Below are 15,261 nucleotides of genomic sequence, written 5' to 3'. Positions count from 1 at the left end.
TAAAAAACATACGGGGGACCCGAGCAGATGGAAACGATTTCCGAAAACAAGGCCTTTGGCGGCACGCAAGGTGTTTATCGCCACGCCTCCAACGCCACTCAGACCGACATGACCTTTGGTCTGTTCCTTCCGGAAGAGGCACAGTTTGGCCCGGTGCCGGTGCTCTGGTACCTGTCAGGCCTGACATGCACCCATGAGAACGCCATGAACAAGGCGGGTGCGCAGGGATGGGCAGCGGAGCAAGGCATCGCGCTGATCTTCCCAGACACGTCGCCACGCGGCGACGGCGTGGCGGATGATGCGGCCTACGACCTCGGCCAAGGTGCGGGTTTCTACGTGAACGCGACCGAGGCCCCTTGGGCACAGCACTTCCAGATGTGGGATTACATCACCGAGGATCTGCCCAACACGGTCTTCGAAAATTTCGCGCTCGATCCCGCGCGCCAAGCCATCACAGGCCATTCCATGGGCGGCCATGGGGCGCTGACCATCGCGATGCGCTTCCCCGAACGGTTTGCCTCCGTCTCAGCGTTCGCGCCAATCTGCAACCCGACGGACAGCGACTGGGGCCGCAAACAGCTCAACGCATATCTCGGTGCGGATGAAGAGAAATGGGCGCCTCACGATGCAACGCTTCTGATGCACGCCACCGGCTTCGACGGCCCGATGCTCATCGACACCGGGGCCGATGACCAATTCGGTGACTTGCTGAAAACCGAGGCATTGGCCCATGCCGCCGCCGCGCGTCGCCAGCAAATGACGCTTCGGATGCAGCCTGGTTACGACCATTCCTACTTCTTCGTGTCGAGCTTCATGGAAGAACATATCGCCTTCCACGCCGACGCGCTCTACTCCGCCTGATGGGCATCGAGGCCGTCGTCTTCGACATCGGCAATGTGCTGATCGAATGGCAGCCCGAACGGCACTATGACCGCGTGATTGGGGAAGAGCGCCGCCGCGCGATGTTTGCGACGGTCGACCTGCATGTGATGAATGACCGTGTGGATCGGGGTGAGAACTTCCACGCGATGGTGACGGAATGCGCAGCCGCAAACCCCGACTGGCACGACGAAATCATGCTGTGGCATGATGACTGGCTGCATATGGCAAGCCCCGCGATCCCGCATTCTGTGACCCTCCTCCGCAATTTGCGTCGTCGCAGCGTGGCGGTCTTTGCATTATCGAATTTCGGGATCGAAACCTTCGATATCGCCAAGCCGGTCTACCCCTTCCTGACGGAATTCGACCGCTCCTACATCTCGGGCCATATGGGCGTTACCAAGCCTGACGCCGAGATCTATGCCCGCGTCGAGGCGGATTGTGGCCTACTGCCGGAAACCCTCCTTTTCGCCGACGATCGGGCGGATAATATCGAGGCCGCACAGGCACGCGGGTGGCAGACGCATCTATTCGACGGGCCGCAAGGATGGGCAGACAGGTTGCTGCAAGAGGGCCTGTTGAGCGCAGAGGAGGCACAGGCATGACGTTGATTATCGGGCCAGAGGCCGAGGAGAAGCTGGACTGGATCGCCCTAAGCGATGCGATCGAGGCAGGCCATAAAATGCCGCGGGCCGAGATTGACGACACCTTCCTCTATCGCGGTGACGATACGCTTTTGTCCCGCGCGGCCTGGATTGACGGGCTGGGGCAGTTGGTGAAAACCGCAACGATCTTTCCGGGCAACAAGGACGAGGGCAAGCCTGTGATCCATGGGGGCGTTTGTCTGTTTTCCGATACGGACGGCACGCTTGAGGCAATCATCGACTTTCACCTGCTGACCAAGTGGAAGACAGCCGGCGACAGCCTTCTGGCCGCGCGCAAGCTGGCACGACCGGACAGCAAAAACATCCTGCTGATCGGGGCCGGCAACGTGGTGCGATCCATGCGGGAGGCCTACGCCGCAGCCTTTCCCAATTCGGAGTTCACGATCTGGAACCGAACGCTCGCAAACGTCGCAAACATACGCGCGGACTACCCTGATGTCTCCATCGCGCTTGATCTGCGCGAGGCCGTGGAAGCCGCCGACATCATCGCCACCGGCACCATGACCACCGAACCGATCCTAAAGGGCAAATGTCTGCAACCCGGCCAGCACATCGACCTGATTGGCGCCTACCGCCCCGACATGCGCGAAGCGGACGACGATTGCCTGCGCCGCGCGCGGGTATTCGTCGACAGCCGCGCCACGACGTTCGGGCATATTGGTGAACTGAAGATCCCGTTGGAGGAAGGCGTGTTCTTCGAGTCGGACGTGGTCGGAGACTTCTACGACATGGACCGTTTTGAACGTGGCTCGGACAGCGAAATCACCCTGTGCAAGAACGGCGGCGGCGCGCATCTGGACCTGATGGTCGCGCGCTACATCCTGGATGCTGTGAAAGCGCGTTAGGCGGCCTGCGGCGCGCGCTTGCCCAAAGGAATTTCTTTGATCGGCAGATGCACAATGGCGCTTAGCGCACCGACACCCACGCCAACCCACCAGACGACTGTGTAGTTGCCGTAAAGGTCGTACATAAAACCACCGAGCCAGACGCCCACGAAGCTACCAAGTTGGTGGCTGAAGAAGACGATCCCATAGAGCGTTCCCATGTATCGCAGGCCGTAGATGTAACCGACGAGGCCCGAGGTCAGGGGCACGGTTGCCAACCAGAGCGACCCCATCACAACCGAGAAGATGATGACCGTTGTGGGAGTGATCGGCAGCAGGATGAAGGTTGCTGCTGCAACTGTGCGGCCCATGTAGATCAGCGCCAGTAGGTTCTTCTTGGAATAGGTTTTGCCAAGATAGGCCGCAAGCAACGTGCCTGCTATATTCGCTAGCCCAATCAAAGCGATAGCGATGGCCCCGAGCGCCGAGGTCGTCGTGACGCCCATCGTATGCAGAACACCGCCGGGCGCGATGGGGCCACAATATTCGGTGATGAACGCGGGGAAATGGGCGGTGATGAAGGCCAGCTGATAGCCGCAGGAAAAGAAGCCGATGAAGATCAGCGTGAAGGAGGGGTCGCGGAAGGCTTTGCCGAGGATTTGACCAAGGGTTTCTTCCAGCTCGGGCGTTTCCGGTTTCTCGGGTGCCTTGAGCAGAGGCAAGAACAGTAGAGATGCAAAGATGATTCCGGCGAAAATCAGGAACACCGTTTGCCAAGGGAACGCGCCCAGAAGGGCCTCGGCTATCGGCGGGCCCACCACCTGCCCGGCTGAGCCTGCGGCGGTCGCGATACCCAATGTCAGCGACCGGTTCTCGTCCGACGCCGCACGTGCAACCATGGCGAGGATCACGCCGAAGCCAGTGCCCGCGATCCCGAAACCCACAAGAATTTCAAGGAATTGATGCTGCCCTGGCGTGATGGCGTAGGCCGATACGACAAGCCCGATCACGTATAAAGCCACCCCTAGGGCGATGGCTTTGCGGTCGCCAACCTTCTCGGCAATTGCGCCGAAAATCGGCTGTCCGATGCCCCATGCGAGGTTCTGAATGGCGATTGCCATGGAGAACTCGGCGCGGAGCCAACCGAACTCCTCGGCGATTGGGATCTGGAACAAGCCAAAGCTCGCGCGGATGGCAAAGCTGATCAGGATGATGGCGCAGCCGCCGATCAAAACGGGCGTTATCAGGCGGTCGGTGCGGTCCATCTCTCTCATCCCGAATTGGCGTTTGGGGAGATTGGCCGGGTTGCGCACGGGCGTCAAATCAGAGGTTTTGACTTGAGGCTTCACATTTCCTGATCTTGTTGATTTTTATGGGCAAACTCGTGCCTTTTGCATAAAGACTTGCCCCATGTCGCAGCATTTGACCGCCCTATACGACACGCGCGTGGCCGAAGGCCTGCTTCGGCCCGATCCGGCGCAGCGGATGGTCATTGATCTGCTTGAACAGGTGCGAGAACGTCTGGAAGCCCCGGAGCGCACCGGCTTTCTGGCGCGGTTTCGCAAGGCGGAGCCGATGGGAAAGCAGGGGCTTTACCTATGGGGCGGGGTCGGTCGCGGCAAGTCGATGTTGATGGATCTGTTCTTTCAACACGCTTCGGTTCCGGGCAAGCGGCGGGTGCACTTTCATGCCTTCATGCAGGAGGTTCAGGCGGCGTTGCATGAGGCCCGAAAAACGGGTGTCGAGGATGCGATCAAACCCGTGGCCGACGACATCGCACGCGACCTGAAACTGCTGTGTTTCGACGAGATGCAAATCACTGATATTGCCGATGCGATGATTGTAGGCCGCCTCTTCGAGCGGTTGTTCGAAGCGGGCGTCGTGATTGTCACAACCTCCAACAGGCACCCCTCAACCCTTTATAAAGATGGGCTAAATCGGCAGCTCTTCCTACCATTCATTGCGCTTCTGGAAGAGCGGCTGGAGGTGCACGAACTGGCGGCCGACACGGATTACCGGCAGGATCGCCTATCGGGTGAACAGGTTTGGTTTGCGCCTGCAGATGCCAGTGCCAAGGCATCCATCGACCTTATCTGGAGCGATCTGACCGGCGGCAAGGAAGAGTCGCTGGTGCTGGAGGTGAAGGGGCGTGAGGTGGTTATCCCACGCTTTTGGGCGGGGCAGGCGCGGGCGTCGTTCGATGATCTGTGTGGCAAGCCGCTGGGACCTGCAGACTACCTTGCACTCGTGGGTGCGACGAAGGTTCTGGTGCTGGAGGACATCCCAAAAATGAGCCGCGAAAAGGCGAACGAGGCGAAGCGGTTCGTGACGTTGATTGACGCACTTTACGAGGGGAAGGTGAGCCTTGTGGCCAGTGCAGCCGCTGAGCCAGAGGCGCTGTATGTCGAAGGCACCGGGGCGTTCGAATTCGAGCGGACTGCCAGCCGCTTGCGTGAAATGCAGAGCGCGGATTGGGGATCAGTCACGGGTTAGAAAATCTTACCTGAAGCCCCTTCGCCACACGCCCAGAAGTCCTCCCATGCGGGAGGAGTTGTTCCCGAACGGGAGGAATTTCTGGGTTAACGGCGTCAAAAGTGTTCCCGAACGGGAAGACTTTGCAGGCGTTCTTCTATCATAATCGAAACAACCCATGACCACAGATATCCCCCCTCTTGCCCTATCCGTCCGCCAGCCCTCGGCCTGGGCGATCATCCACGGCGGCAAGGATGTGGAAAACCGATCCCTCGGGTCGATTCGGGCGGGGCGGATGACGCCGGGGCGTATCGCGATCCATGCGGCGATTGGCATGAAGCAAGCGGAATACGACTACCTCGTCTGGCGATGGGCGCGGGATAGCGTGCGTGTGCCACGCCCGGATGCGCTGCCGAGGCGGGCGATCATCGGGACAGTGGAGGTAGTGGAGATTGTCACGGCAAGCGACAGCCCATGGTTCGGCGGCGAGGCCGGATTGCTGTTGCAGGACCCGGTGCCATGTGCGCCGATCCCGGCAGGGGGTGAACTGGGATATTTCGAGTGGGCCGAAGGCGGCGCGCTGGCTGAGCCGCTGCCATGGATGCGCGATTGGGGCGGTGCGGAGGGTGGCTTGTTTGGTGATTTGCCGGTGCAGTTTGAGGACGCGCCGGTGAAACCGTTTGGACGGAAGAAGGATTGAGGCTTTAGGGCGAAGTTGCGCCGCGTTGAAACGCCGAGCGGATCAGAGCCAGCCCTGCGATTGCGAATAGTCCGGCGACGACGCCATCGATCCAGCGGCGAAACTGGGCATAGACCTGTCGAATTGGGCCGAGCGAGAACAGAGCGGCGTAGGCTGCATAGATCGCGAAGCCAATCATCGCACATCCGCAAGTCGCCACGGCGACGGCTGCCAGACCATCATCGGGGCGCAGGCCGACGGCCAAAGCGGCCATCCAGGCCACAACCGCCTTTGGGTTGGAAAGGTTCAACGTCAAGCCGCGGAGCAACCAGCGACCGGACGGTAGGCTGCCCCGCTCCTCGACGAGGGTCGTATTCGGGCGCATCGCTGCACGGGCCGAGCTGTAGGCCAACCATAGAAGGTAGCAACCGCCACCAATCTTGATGGCAAGCAGAAGCTGCGTGGTGGTTTGCAAAACTGCACCAAGACCGGTTGCCGCAACGATCCCCCAAAAAGCGAGACCGAACCCAAGCCCGATACCGAATTGCGCGCCCGCTGCGCGGCCATGGCTTGCGGAGACCGTACTGACGGCAAGGGTTGCCGGGCCGGGTGAGACAGCCACCACAAAGAAGGCCAAGAAGATGGAAAACAGACTGGCCCAATCCATTGCAGCTATGCCTTCGCGCTAACCTACTACTTCGAGCGTCAGCGTTGCACGGATTGCAGGTATTCTGAAAGGGCAATGAGATCTGCGGGGATGGGTGTGCCGACGCCTTCCTCCACCTCGACAACGACAAGCGGGCCGAGATCATCCGCGCCGAATTCGGGCATGATGGTGCCGCGGCTTTGGTGATAGGCGGGGCCGTAGATGGTGGCCATCGTCTCGATCTCAGGGAAAGTGCCGCCGTTGCGTTGGGCGATCAGGGTCAGATCCGGCGCGTCGCCTGTGGCTGTTGGCAGATCGGATGCCCCCCGCGCGTTGGTGCCGTGGCACGCGGCGCAATTCTCAGCAAAGACCTGTGCGCCCCGTGTGGCGGTGACCTGATCGTCGAGGGTGGGCGTGCATCCGACGGCCAGAAGTGTGGCGCAAAGAGTGATGGATCGGATCTGGGTCATGGGGCCTGCTCCTCCTTATTTTGGAAAGGTTAACAGACCGGGGCACTTCGAGGATTGATACGGATCAAAGTCGGACGCATCGGCCATATCCCGCGTGAGTCAGAGCGCGAAGCCATCCAGAGCGGTTTGCACCGCCTCAAAATAGCGTCCGATATGCAGGCCGTCGGCGATGGCGTGGTGCACCTCCACCGTCATCGACATGGAATAGCGCGTGCCTTCGGGCACGATCTTGCCCCATCCGATGCGGGGAATGCAGTCCTCCGGCGAGGGCATGGCGTTGGTGATGGACACATAGTCAAGCCATGGCGTGCAAGAGAGGTAGGCGAGGTCATTGCGCCCGTCTTTGTCGGGTTCGATCGGTGCTGTGCGAGCGCGGGTAATTTCTGCCTGCGCGGCCTTGTCGAAGGCGGCAAAATCCGGGTCATAGTCGAGATAGCCGAAGCCAAAGCTGCCATCGTCGCGCGGAACGGTCATCGACAGGGCAATGCGGTCATAGAGCGTGACAACGTCACCGCGAAATCGCGTGCGCAGTTCCGGCACGGCATGGAGCCCGTATCCGATGGCGTAGAGCGACCCGCGATAAGGCGAAGTGCCGTTGGCCGCCTTGGCGGCCATCAGCGCGGTGACGTCCATCCGCACGGTCGTGGCGTAGTGTGGGCTCTGGAAATTTCGGAAGAGGGCGTATTGCGCGGCACGGGGCCAAGTGGCGAGGTCGATGATCTGGTCCATTAGCTTGTGGGCACGACGGTTTCGCAAATCAACTCCACATCCATGGGCTGTGCGAAAAGGGGGGTGTTGGGATCGATTGAGCTGTCCTCGATCCAGACATTGTCGATGCACACATCCTGCGCGTAGTTGCCACCGTTGAAGCCGAAGCCGCCCACCGCGCCGCAATCGTTGACGGAGCCGTTGGCGTTCCATTCCTGATACGAATTTTCGCTGCGGATGCCGCCGGTGGGAAAGCGGAGCGTGTCGGTATCAAAACGCAGGGTCCAGGAGGTCTCAGACGTCGCGTCCCGCATGTTCCAGGACCCGACGGCGACGCCGTCCAGAAAGCCGATGATCTGGAATTTCGTGACATCGGTTTCGGTTATGATGCCGGTATCAAGATATGCGTCGGGAAATTCGATCACGCCTTCCATCGTGTAGCCATTCGCGCCGGTCCAGCAGAATTGAAGCTGCACGGCATGGGCTGGCGTAGCGGCGAGGAGGGCGAGGAAAGGGAGGGTCAAGCGCATATGACGGAAGGTGGTGTTTCCAGCGGGTGGGGTCAACCGGTGGAATGCCTGCCCTTAGCCGTTCGACTTGAGGATTTCACCCGCGAGGTAGAGGGAGCCGCAGATCAGGATGCGGGCGTGGGGGGTGTGCGCGGTGATGGAGGCGAGCGCGGCCTCGACGCTGTCGGCGGTAGTGGCGGTCAGGCCGGCCTGCGTGGCGGCTTTGGCAGTGTCCTCGGCGGAAAGCGTGGCAGTCTGGCCGGGGATGGAGACGGCGGTAAGGCTTTCCGCGGGGGGTTTGAGCGGCGTCATATAGCCGGTGACGTCCTTGGTGTTGAGCATCCCGCAGATCAGGTGCGTGGGGCGCTTTGGCAGCGGGTCAAGCGTGGCGGCGATTGCGCGGGCGGCGTGGGGGTTGTGGCCCCCGTCGAGCCAGAGCTCGGCCTCCGGCGCGGCCGCGACCAGAGGGCCGTGGCGCAGGCGTTGCATGCGGGCGGGCCATGTGGCGTCGGTCATGGCGGCGTCGGGGTTGCCTTGGCCAAGCACGCGCAAAGCAGCGATGGCAGTGCCTGCGTTCTGGATCTGGTGCGGGCCTGCGAGGGCCGGCATGGGCAGGTCCAGCAAGCCGGTTTCATCCTGATAGATCAGGCGGCCGCGTTCGGTGGTGACGTGGAAATGCTGACCATGGGCGAAGATTGGGGCGGAGAGGCCGCTGGCGCGGTTCTCGATCACCTCAAGCGCTTCATCCTTTTGGGGGCCGATGACGACGGGGATGCGGGGCTTGATGATGCCCGCCTTCTCACCCGCGATGGCACCGAGCGTGTCGCCCAGGAATTGCTGGTGGTCGAGGTCGACGGGGGTGATGACGGTCAACGCGGGTTGATCGACCACGTTGGTGGCATCGACGCGGCCGCCGAGGCCGACCTCAAGCAGGGTATAGTCGGCTTGGGTCTCGGCGAAGGCCTTGAAGGCGGCGGCTGTGGTGATCTCGAAATAGGTGATCGTCTCTGGGCCGTTGGCGGCGAGGCACTTGTCGAGCAGGTCGGACAGGGCGTCTTCGTCGATCAGATCACCGGCGAGGCGAATGCGTTCGTGGAAGCGGGCGAGGTGGGGGGAAGTGTAGACATGGGCGGCTTGCCCTGCCCCTTCGAGACCGGCGCGGATCATCGCGATGGTAGAGCCTTTGCCGTTGGTGCCTGCGACGTGGATGACGGGGGGCAAGTTCGTCTGCGGCTCGCCCAGGGCGGTCAGGATGCGGTGCATCCGGTTGAGCGTGAGGTCGATGACCTTGGGGTGAAGGGTCATCATGCGATCGAGAAGGGCGTCGGAGCGCGGGTGCGTCATGGGCGGTGCCTAGGGATCTGGCCGGGGCGCGTGTTGAAACGGTTGGATGCCTCCGGCGGGCATTTTCGGGGAACAAAGATGGGCAGAGCGCACTCAGGCCTCAGGCGCGGTCGCCCGCGTCTGGCGCCTCATCAGCGGAAGCATCAGGCGCGATTTCTTCGGCCTGCGGCGTGGCGGCTTCCGTTGGCTGTTCCTCGGCATCGGTGTCCGGGGCCGGTAGGTCGCCTTTCACGGGGGGCGTTTCGCCCATGAGCATCCGCACGATGGAAATGAGTTCGTCGCGCATTTCGCCACGTGGGGTCACACGGTCGAGCATCCCGTGGTCGAGCAGGTATTCGGAGCGCTGGAAGCCCTCGGGCAGGGTTTCGCGGATGGTCTGCTCGATCACGCGGGGACCGGCGAAGCAGATGAGCGCGTTGGGTTCCGCGATCTGGACGTCCCCCAGCATTGCGTAGGAGGCCGTCACACCACCAGTAGTGGGGTGGGTGAGGACCACGATGTAGGGCAGGTTCGCCTCTTTCAGCATCTGCACGGCCACGGTTGTGCGCGGCATTTGCATGAGGCTGAGGATGCCTTCCTGCATCCGGGCGCCACCGGCGGCGGAGAAGAGGATCAGCGGGCGCTTGAGTTGCACGGCCCGTTCGGCGGCGGCGATGATGGCGTTGCCGACATACATGCCCATGGAGCCGCCCATGAAGCTGAAATCCTGCGCAGCGGCGACAATCGGCGTACGCCCGATCTCGCCTTGGGCGACCAGCATTGCCTCCGCCTCGGCGGTTTGGGTGCGGGCAGCCTTCATGCGGTCGGGATAGCGTTTCTGGTCCCGGAATTTCAGCGGGTCGGCCAGCGGTTCTGGTACGTCGATCTCAGTGAAGACCCCGTTATCAAAGAGCGCCTCAAACCGGGCACGGGGGCGCAGGGCCATGTGATGGCCGCAGTTCGTGCAGACGTTCAGGTTATCGCTGAGTTCCCGGTGAAACAGCATGGTGCCGCATTCGGAGCACTTGGACCACAGGTTCTCAGGCGTCTCGCGGCGCGAGAAGATCGAGTTGATCCGGGGACGGACGTAATTGGTGATCCAGTTCATAAGCGCCTCAGCCGCGTGGTTTGAGCTTCAAGCCCAGATATTGTGCGGTGCAAGGAAATGCAAATGGGGAAGGTTCAGGGGAACCGCGTCACTGCCAGGCGGATCAGGAGCCAGGTTACAACGGTGGTGCCCATATCCAGCAGGATCAGGGGACGAATCTCGGCTGATGATGGATCAAGCGGGGCGGTGAAGAGCGCGAGGCCCGAGAGCGGGCCGTCCATCGCCACAACGAGGATCGCCACAGTATTGTTGGCGAAGTGGAAGCCCCAGGCGGCACCGAGAGAGCCTGTTTTGGCCGTCAGATCAGCGGCGAGCAGACCAAATAACGTGGCGGCGGCGACAATAAAGATGGCGTTGTCGCCCATGATGTCGGGCTGCCAATGGAGGACACCGAAGAGGACGGCAGGCAGAACCATCCAAACCCAGGTGGCGCGGAAACGGGCGGCAAGCTGTTGCTGGATATAGCCGCGGAACAGGATTTCCTCTGCGCCGGTCTGGAGCAGCACACCGACCAGGGCCAAGGGCAGGAAGGACAGCCAGATGGTGCGATCGAGGTTCGGGATGATCTCCACATCATTCGGGAACAGGAACGATACAGAATAGGCAGCGCCGCAGACGACCATTGCGATCAGGAAGTGGCGGAAGGTGCGAGGGATTGGGCCGAAGAGTGTCCTAATACGGCGCGCATGGAAGGCCGCAACAGCCACCATGGGGCCGACGGCCATGCCAATAAATGTCGCCAAAAGAAGCAGCGTGCCGGTCGGACCCGTTGCCTCGATCATCTCGAGCATCCAGCGTTCGGCGTTGGCCGGGCCTGCAACCACGAACACTCCGCCGAAAACAATACCAACACCAAGCGCGTAGACGGCCACCACCATCACGATGCCTAGAAGCAATCGCCAGAGTTCGGGTTTGACGCGCGCAGGCGCGATATAGGGTTCGTGGGCGATATACTGCATCGGGCCTGCCGATATTGTTGGTGTTTTCACAATCCTACGCCGGGCGCGCGCCACCTTCAATGGCGCTTGTGCGCTTGCGATGGGGCGTCTATTCCACGGGCCAAGTCACCGATCAGGGAGCGAGGATCACGCCATGTTGCAGAACCGGCCAGACAAATCGAAACTGCCAAGCCGTCACGTGACGGAGGGCCCGGAGCGGGCGCCGCATCGGTCGTATTTCTACGCCATGGACATCACGGAGGAGCAGATCGCGCAGCCGTTCGTGGGCGTGGCGACCTGCTGGAACGAAGCAGCGCCGTGCAACATCGCGCTGAACTGGCAGGCACAATCGGCTAAGGCCGGTGTTCTGAACGCAAACGGCACGCCACGCGAATTCACGACGATCACCGTCACCGACGGGATCGCGATGGGGCATGAGGGGATGCGGTCGTCGCTCGCATCGCGCGATGCGATTGCGGACACAGTCGAGCTGACGATGCGCGGGCATTGCTATGACGCACTTGTAGGCCTTGCGGGCTGCGACAAGTCGCTGCCGGGGATGATGATGGCCATGGTGCGCCTGAACGTGCCGTCGGTCTTCATGTATGGCGGTACGATCCTGCCGGGCAAAGTGCCGGAAGGCGCGGATGTGCCGGAGGATTTCGCCAAGCGCGACCTGACGGTACAGGACATGTTCGAGGCCGTGGGTAAATACCAGAATGGCGAGTTGAGTGATGCGGCTTTGGCCGTGCTGGAGCGTGTGGCTTGCCCGAGCGCGGGCGCGTGTGGTGGCCAGTTCACGGCCAATACGATGGCTTGTGTCTCGGAGGCGATTGGTCTGGCGCTGCTGAACTCAAGCGGGATGCCCGCACCCTATGAGGGCCGCAAGGAATATGGCGAGGCGTCTGGCCGCGCTGTCATGACCCTGCTGGAGAAGAACATTCGCGCGCGGGACGTGGTGACACGCAAGGCGCTGGAAAACGCGGCGCGGGTGGTGGCGTGTACCGGTGGGTCGACCAACGCGGGCCTGCACTTGCCAGCGATTGCGCATGAGGCGGGGATCGATTTCGACCTGTTTGACGTCTGCGACATCTTCAAGGACACGCCCTACTTCGTCGACATGAAGCCGGGCGGGCAATACGTGGCCAAGGACCTGTTCGAGGTCGGCGGCGTGCCGGTGGTGATGAAAGAGCTTCTGAAAGAGGGTCTGTTGCACGGCGATTGCCTGACCGCATCGGGTGAGACGATGGAAGAGGCGCTGGACAAGATCCAGGGCGAGCCGGACATGCGCGTTGTGCATACGGTTCAGAACCCGATCACCAAGACCGGTGGCGTTGTTGGACTGCGCGGCAATCTGGCGCCGGAAGGGGCCATCGTGAAGGTCGCGGGTATGAGCGAGGAGCAGCAGGTCTTCACCGGGCCAGCGCGCGTGTTCGAATGCGAAGAGGATGCGTTTGAGGCCGTGAAGGCGCGCGCCTATGAGGCGGGTGAAGTGATCGTGATCCGCAATGAGGGGCCGAAAGGCGGCCCCGGCATGCGCGAGATGCTGGCGACAACGGCGGCGTTGAGCGGTCAGGGCATGGGCAAGAAGGTGGCGTTGATTACCGATGGGCGCTTCTCGGGCGCGACGCGGGGGTTCTGCGTGGGTCATGTGGGGCCGGAAGCCGCCGTGGCGGGGCCAATTGGCCTTTTGCAAAACGGCGACATGATCACGATCAACGCAATCACGGGTGAGCTTTCCGTGGCCCTGACCGACGAGGAGCTGGCCGCCCGTAAGGCGGATTGGGCCGGCCCGCGTGAGACGATCTATGCGTCGGGCGTGCTGTGGAAATACGCGCAGCTTGTGGGTGAGGCGCGGTATGGCGCGGTGACCCATCCGGGAGCGGCGAAGGAAAAGCACGTATATGCGGATCTCTGAGGCGCGGCACTTCGGTGCGCGTCTTGGTCGGCTGACCCTCCTCGGACCTGCGGTCCTCCTCGCAGCTTGCGTGAGCCTTGGAGGCGGGGATGGCTCCGCCCCACGCGAGGTGCAGGTGACGGCGGATGCTGTGACGATCACCGGACCGCGCGGGTTCTGCGTTGATCCGACCTCGACCCGGAATGAGGGCGATACGGGCTTCGTGCTGCTGGGCAACTGTGCGGCCATCTCGGGCCGGGCACGGGCACAGCAGCCGGACATTCCTGCGGTTTTGACCGCAGCGGTTGGGGCGCGCTCAGACGGCGGGGGCGCGTTGACCGCCAATCTTGGTGAGTTGGACGGTCTCTTCCGGTCGGATGCAGGGCGTGGCCTGTTGAGCCGATCCGGTGACCCGGCGAGCGTGACGATCCTTGAGACGCGGGTGGCCGGAGACATGTTTCTGTTGCATGCGCGCGACACAAGCGCCGGTGCGCTTGGCGGCGTGGCGCAGGACTATTGGCGCGCCTACATGGATGTCGGCCCACGCCTTGCAACGCTTTCTGTCCTGGCCTTGGCGGACCAGGAGGTCAGCGACCAGGACGCGCTTCTGACCCTGACGGCCTTTGCGGACGCGGTTCAATCCGCAAATTCGGGGAACGCTGCGGGTGCAAACGCGGCAGACCTGCCACAGGCGGAAGCACAAGGCGGTGGCGGCCTCTTTCAAGGCGGGCTGTTTCAGCGGATATTCCGGTAACCGTCTGCCAAGAGAAACCTGCTATGATCAGGGCCAGGCGTCGGTCGTGGGTGCGAAGGATGAGCGGAATGGGTCAGGATTTTCCCGGAATGTTTGGCGGATTTGGCCTTGGCCAGACGCTCAAACGCTGGCAACGCGCCTTACGCGTTCCAAAAGATCTGCCGAGTTCTGAGTTGAACCGGATGGCCGGTGACATCCGCGGATTGCGCGACCGGCTTGACGTTATGTCAGCACAGGCACGGTCGGAGCTGAGGGCGCGCAGGGCGTCTGATACGGATGGTATCGACCGGCCGGACCAATGTGACTGGGCGGTGCGCCCGAACCCTTGGAAGGCCGAAATGCGTCCACGAGGTGTTGTTGGGTTAAGTTCACCGCAGCCACTCGCGGGTGGGATCACGGTTTTTCACGATGCTACCAACGCCGATTTCAGCCTGATGCAGGATCGGACGCCAGATTGGGTGGACGGATCGCAATTCGGGCTGGTGCTGGAGGTTTACCGGTCAGACGGCTCTTTCATCTCGTTCGTGCAGGATCTGCCCGGTGAGGCGTTGGTCGGTCTGACCCGAAACCATTTCATTGCCATCAAGCTGGTCGCCGAGCGCGAACAACCGGTGGAAATATACGCGCGTCTGAACGTACAGCATGGCCCGAACGTGGAACAAATCGTGCGGCAGGTGGAATTTGATGGATCCAACGGCCAGGCGGAGTTTGATCTGGCCTATTCCAAGATCAATGAGAAACGGCTGGAAAAGGCCTGGCTGGACCTGATCATCGAGGGTCCGAAGATGACCCGCATCGCCTTGTGGGACATGGTCCTGTTGCGCGCGCCGCGCGCTGATTTCTGACGTCTTTGGGGGGCTGAGCATGGCTGAAAATCTGGTTTGCACCACGCTACAGGGTGGTCGGTATGAAGGCATTTTGACGGGCGCCGCGCAGACCGAGATTGAAGCGCTTCATCGCGGCAAGATCATCGGGATCGCGCAATTGGCCCCGCACCCCGAGGAGGAGGGCGCGGTAGCTGTGTCTCTGGACCTGCCGATTGAGGTGGTTAGCGACGGGGTGCAAGTGGTCGGTCTTCGCTCCACCGCGTCTGGCGACGTGCTGGATCGGGTCACACTCATGGCAGGCTCCGCGCTGGATGAGGATATTCGGGGCGAAATAGCCCTGCTGCGCGACGAGTTGGAGATGCTGAAACGCGCCTTCCGCCGCCATTGCGCCGAGACGGGCCAGGATTGATCTGACCGGGCGCGGTTAAGGGGGCTCTGTCCCCGTCCTTGCGGACTCCCCCGGAGGTTTTCTGGCAAGATGAAAGGGCGCCCTCGTGACGCGGGGTTTCGCGTGACCTTCGCGCGCGGATCGGTTTACCTGCACGTCACGCAAGGGAGGCCC

The 15,261-nt window shown here is 62.0% G+C and carries 17 protein-coding genes; 9 read left to right on the top strand and 8 right to left on the bottom strand.

Annotated elements, in window-relative coordinates; all coding sequences use genetic code 11:
* Window positions 1–27: 27 nt before the first annotated feature.
* The 3 genes from fghA to V8J81_RS17820 are packed head-to-tail and all read left to right on the top strand — an operon-like array spanning window position 28 to window position 2,389.
* Window positions 28–861 carry an S-formylglutathione hydrolase gene (gene fghA, locus V8J81_RS17830; protein ID WP_368477092.1) on the top strand — a complete coding sequence of 278 codons (834 nt, stop codon included), beginning with the start codon at window positions 28–30 and terminating at the stop codon, window positions 859–861.
* Window positions 861–1,484, top strand: a complete 624-nt coding sequence (locus V8J81_RS17825; RefSeq protein ID WP_368477091.1) for an HAD family hydrolase — start codon at window positions 861–863, stop codon at window positions 1,482–1,484. The genes fghA and V8J81_RS17825 overlap by 1 nt, the downstream gene beginning before the upstream one ends.
* Window positions 1,481–2,389, top strand: a complete 909-nt coding sequence (locus V8J81_RS17820) for an ornithine cyclodeaminase family protein (protein ID WP_368477090.1) — start codon at window positions 1,481–1,483, stop codon at window positions 2,387–2,389. Before V8J81_RS17825 ends, V8J81_RS17820 begins: the two co-directional genes overlap by 4 nt.
* On the opposite strand, the gene V8J81_RS17815 is transcribed toward V8J81_RS17820, so the two are convergent.
* The gene (locus V8J81_RS17815; RefSeq protein ID WP_368477089.1) at window positions 2,386–3,633 is read right to left on the bottom strand and encodes an MFS transporter; all 1,248 of its coding nucleotides are present in this window, start codon (window positions 3,631–3,633) and stop codon (window positions 2,386–2,388) included. The two genes, V8J81_RS17820 and V8J81_RS17815, sit on opposite strands and share 4 nt — an antisense overlap.
* A 145-nt stretch (window positions 3,634–3,778) precedes the next feature.
* On the opposite strand from V8J81_RS17815, the gene zapE reads away from it, so the two are divergent.
* Together zapE and V8J81_RS17805 are read left to right on the top strand one after the other, a co-directional pair.
* A complete protein-coding gene (gene zapE, locus V8J81_RS17810) occupies window positions 3,779–4,861 on the top strand; it encodes a cell division protein ZapE (protein WP_368477088.1) in 1,083 nt (360 codons plus the stop codon).
* A gap of 157 nt (window positions 4,862–5,018) precedes the next feature.
* Window positions 5,019–5,540, top strand: coding sequence for an ASCH domain-containing protein (locus V8J81_RS17805; protein WP_368477087.1), 522 nt, complete (start codon window positions 5,019–5,021; stop codon window positions 5,538–5,540).
* A 4-nt stretch (window positions 5,541–5,544) separates the two neighbouring features.
* Here the strand turns inward: V8J81_RS17805 and V8J81_RS17800 are convergent, their stop codons facing one another.
* From V8J81_RS17800 to V8J81_RS17770, 7 genes are all read right to left on the bottom strand, one after another.
* The gene (locus V8J81_RS17800; RefSeq protein WP_368477086.1) at window positions 5,545–6,186 is read right to left on the bottom strand and encodes a LysE family translocator; all 642 of its coding nucleotides are present in this window, start codon (window positions 6,184–6,186) and stop codon (window positions 5,545–5,547) included.
* A 38-nt stretch (window positions 6,187–6,224) separates the two neighbouring features.
* On the bottom strand, window positions 6,225–6,635 hold the full coding sequence (locus tag V8J81_RS17795) for a c-type cytochrome (protein WP_368477085.1): 411 nt from the start codon (window positions 6,633–6,635) through the stop codon (window positions 6,225–6,227).
* Window positions 6,636–6,734: 99 nt separating this feature from the next.
* A complete protein-coding gene (locus V8J81_RS17790) occupies window positions 6,735–7,364 on the bottom strand; it encodes a CatA-like O-acetyltransferase (protein ID WP_368477084.1) in 630 nt (209 codons plus the stop codon).
* Window positions 7,364–7,873 (bottom strand): hypothetical protein, encoded by a 510-nt coding sequence (locus tag V8J81_RS17785; RefSeq protein ID WP_368477083.1) that lies wholly within the window; start codon window positions 7,871–7,873, stop codon window positions 7,364–7,366. The genes V8J81_RS17790 and V8J81_RS17785 overlap by 1 nt, the downstream gene beginning before the upstream one ends.
* 54 nt (window positions 7,874–7,927) lie before the next feature.
* A complete protein-coding gene (locus V8J81_RS17780; protein ID WP_368477082.1) occupies window positions 7,928–9,196 on the bottom strand; it encodes a bifunctional folylpolyglutamate synthase/dihydrofolate synthase in 1,269 nt (422 codons plus the stop codon).
* 100 nt (window positions 9,197–9,296) lie between these two features.
* Window positions 9,297–10,283: an acetyl-CoA carboxylase, carboxyltransferase subunit beta gene (accD, locus tag V8J81_RS17775; RefSeq protein WP_368477081.1), complete on the bottom strand. Its 987-nt coding sequence runs from the start codon at window positions 10,281–10,283 to the stop codon at window positions 9,297–9,299.
* A gap of 74 nt (window positions 10,284–10,357) precedes the next feature.
* Window positions 10,358–11,242: a CPBP family intramembrane glutamic endopeptidase gene (locus tag V8J81_RS17770; protein WP_368477080.1), complete on the bottom strand. Its 885-nt coding sequence runs from the start codon at window positions 11,240–11,242 to the stop codon at window positions 10,358–10,360.
* A gap of 133 nt (window positions 11,243–11,375) precedes the next feature.
* Here V8J81_RS17770 and ilvD point away from each other — a divergent pair, with 133 nt between their 5' ends.
* The 4 genes from ilvD to V8J81_RS17750 all read left to right on the top strand — a co-directional run bounded on the left by ilvD (window position 11,376) and on the right by V8J81_RS17750 (window position 15,108).
* Window positions 11,376–13,139: a dihydroxy-acid dehydratase gene (gene ilvD, locus V8J81_RS17765; RefSeq protein ID WP_368477079.1), complete on the top strand. Its 1,764-nt coding sequence runs from the start codon at window positions 11,376–11,378 to the stop codon at window positions 13,137–13,139.
* Complete coding sequence (locus V8J81_RS17760) at window positions 13,126–13,872, top strand: hypothetical protein (protein WP_368477078.1); 747 nt, start codon at window positions 13,126–13,128, stop codon at window positions 13,870–13,872. Before ilvD ends, V8J81_RS17760 begins: the two co-directional genes overlap by 14 nt.
* 68 nt (window positions 13,873–13,940) lie before the next feature.
* Window positions 13,941–14,717, top strand: coding sequence for a DUF6478 family protein (locus tag V8J81_RS17755; protein WP_368477077.1), 777 nt, complete (start codon window positions 13,941–13,943; stop codon window positions 14,715–14,717).
* Between the two features lie 19 nt (window positions 14,718–14,736).
* A complete protein-coding gene (locus V8J81_RS17750; RefSeq protein ID WP_368477076.1) occupies window positions 14,737–15,108 on the top strand; it encodes a hypothetical protein in 372 nt (123 codons plus the stop codon).
* The last annotated feature ends 153 nt before the right edge of the window (window positions 15,109–15,261 follow it).

The organism is Gymnodinialimonas sp. 202GB13-11, from assembly GCF_040932485.1.
GTDB lineage: Bacteria > Pseudomonadota > Alphaproteobacteria > Rhodobacterales > Rhodobacteraceae > Gymnodinialimonas > Gymnodinialimonas hymeniacidonis.
This window is presented reverse-complemented; position numbering and strand designations above follow the sequence as displayed.

What these genes read in the sequence shown, in the direction of transcription:
- V8J81_RS17790 (WP_368477084.1), bottom strand. Translation starts at nt 7,364, where the DNA reads ATGGACCAGATCATCGACCTCGCCACTTGGCCCCGTGCCGCGCAATAC.
- V8J81_RS17770 (WP_368477080.1), bottom strand. Translation starts at nt 11,242, where the DNA reads ATGCAGTATATCGCCCACGAACCCTATATCGCGCCTGCGCGCGTCAAA.
- V8J81_RS17820 (WP_368477090.1), top strand. Translation starts at nt 1,481, where the DNA reads ATGACGTTGATTATCGGGCCAGAGGCCGAGGAGAAGCTGGACTGGATC.
- zapE (WP_368477088.1), top strand. Translation starts at nt 3,779, where the DNA reads ATGTCGCAGCATTTGACCGCCCTATACGACACGCGCGTGGCCGAAGGC.
- V8J81_RS17780 (WP_368477082.1), bottom strand. Translation starts at nt 9,196, where the DNA reads ATGACGCACCCGCGCTCCGACGCCCTTCTCGATCGCATGATGACCCTT.
- ilvD (WP_368477079.1), top strand. Translation starts at nt 11,376, where the DNA reads ATGTTGCAGAACCGGCCAGACAAATCGAAACTGCCAAGCCGTCACGTG.
- V8J81_RS17755 (WP_368477077.1), top strand. Translation starts at nt 13,941, where the DNA reads ATGGGTCAGGATTTTCCCGGAATGTTTGGCGGATTTGGCCTTGGCCAG.
- V8J81_RS17800 (WP_368477086.1), bottom strand. Translation starts at nt 6,186, where the DNA reads ATGGATTGGGCCAGTCTGTTTTCCATCTTCTTGGCCTTCTTTGTGGTG.
- V8J81_RS17805 (WP_368477087.1), top strand. Translation starts at nt 5,019, where the DNA reads ATGACCACAGATATCCCCCCTCTTGCCCTATCCGTCCGCCAGCCCTCG.
- accD (WP_368477081.1), bottom strand. Translation starts at nt 10,283, where the DNA reads ATGAACTGGATCACCAATTACGTCCGTCCCCGGATCAACTCGATCTTC.
- V8J81_RS17760 (WP_368477078.1), top strand. Translation starts at nt 13,126, where the DNA reads ATGCGGATCTCTGAGGCGCGGCACTTCGGTGCGCGTCTTGGTCGGCTG.
- fghA (WP_368477092.1), top strand. Translation starts at nt 28, where the DNA reads ATGGAAACGATTTCCGAAAACAAGGCCTTTGGCGGCACGCAAGGTGTT.
- V8J81_RS17815 (WP_368477089.1), bottom strand. Translation starts at nt 3,633, where the DNA reads ATGGACCGCACCGACCGCCTGATAACGCCCGTTTTGATCGGCGGCTGC.
- V8J81_RS17825 (WP_368477091.1), top strand. Translation starts at nt 861, where the DNA reads ATGGGCATCGAGGCCGTCGTCTTCGACATCGGCAATGTGCTGATCGAA.
- V8J81_RS17795 (WP_368477085.1), bottom strand. Translation starts at nt 6,635, where the DNA reads ATGACCCAGATCCGATCCATCACTCTTTGCGCCACACTTCTGGCCGTC.
- V8J81_RS17785 (WP_368477083.1), bottom strand. Translation starts at nt 7,873, where the DNA reads ATGCGCTTGACCCTCCCTTTCCTCGCCCTCCTCGCCGCTACGCCAGCC.
- V8J81_RS17750 (WP_368477076.1), top strand. Translation starts at nt 14,737, where the DNA reads ATGGCTGAAAATCTGGTTTGCACCACGCTACAGGGTGGTCGGTATGAA.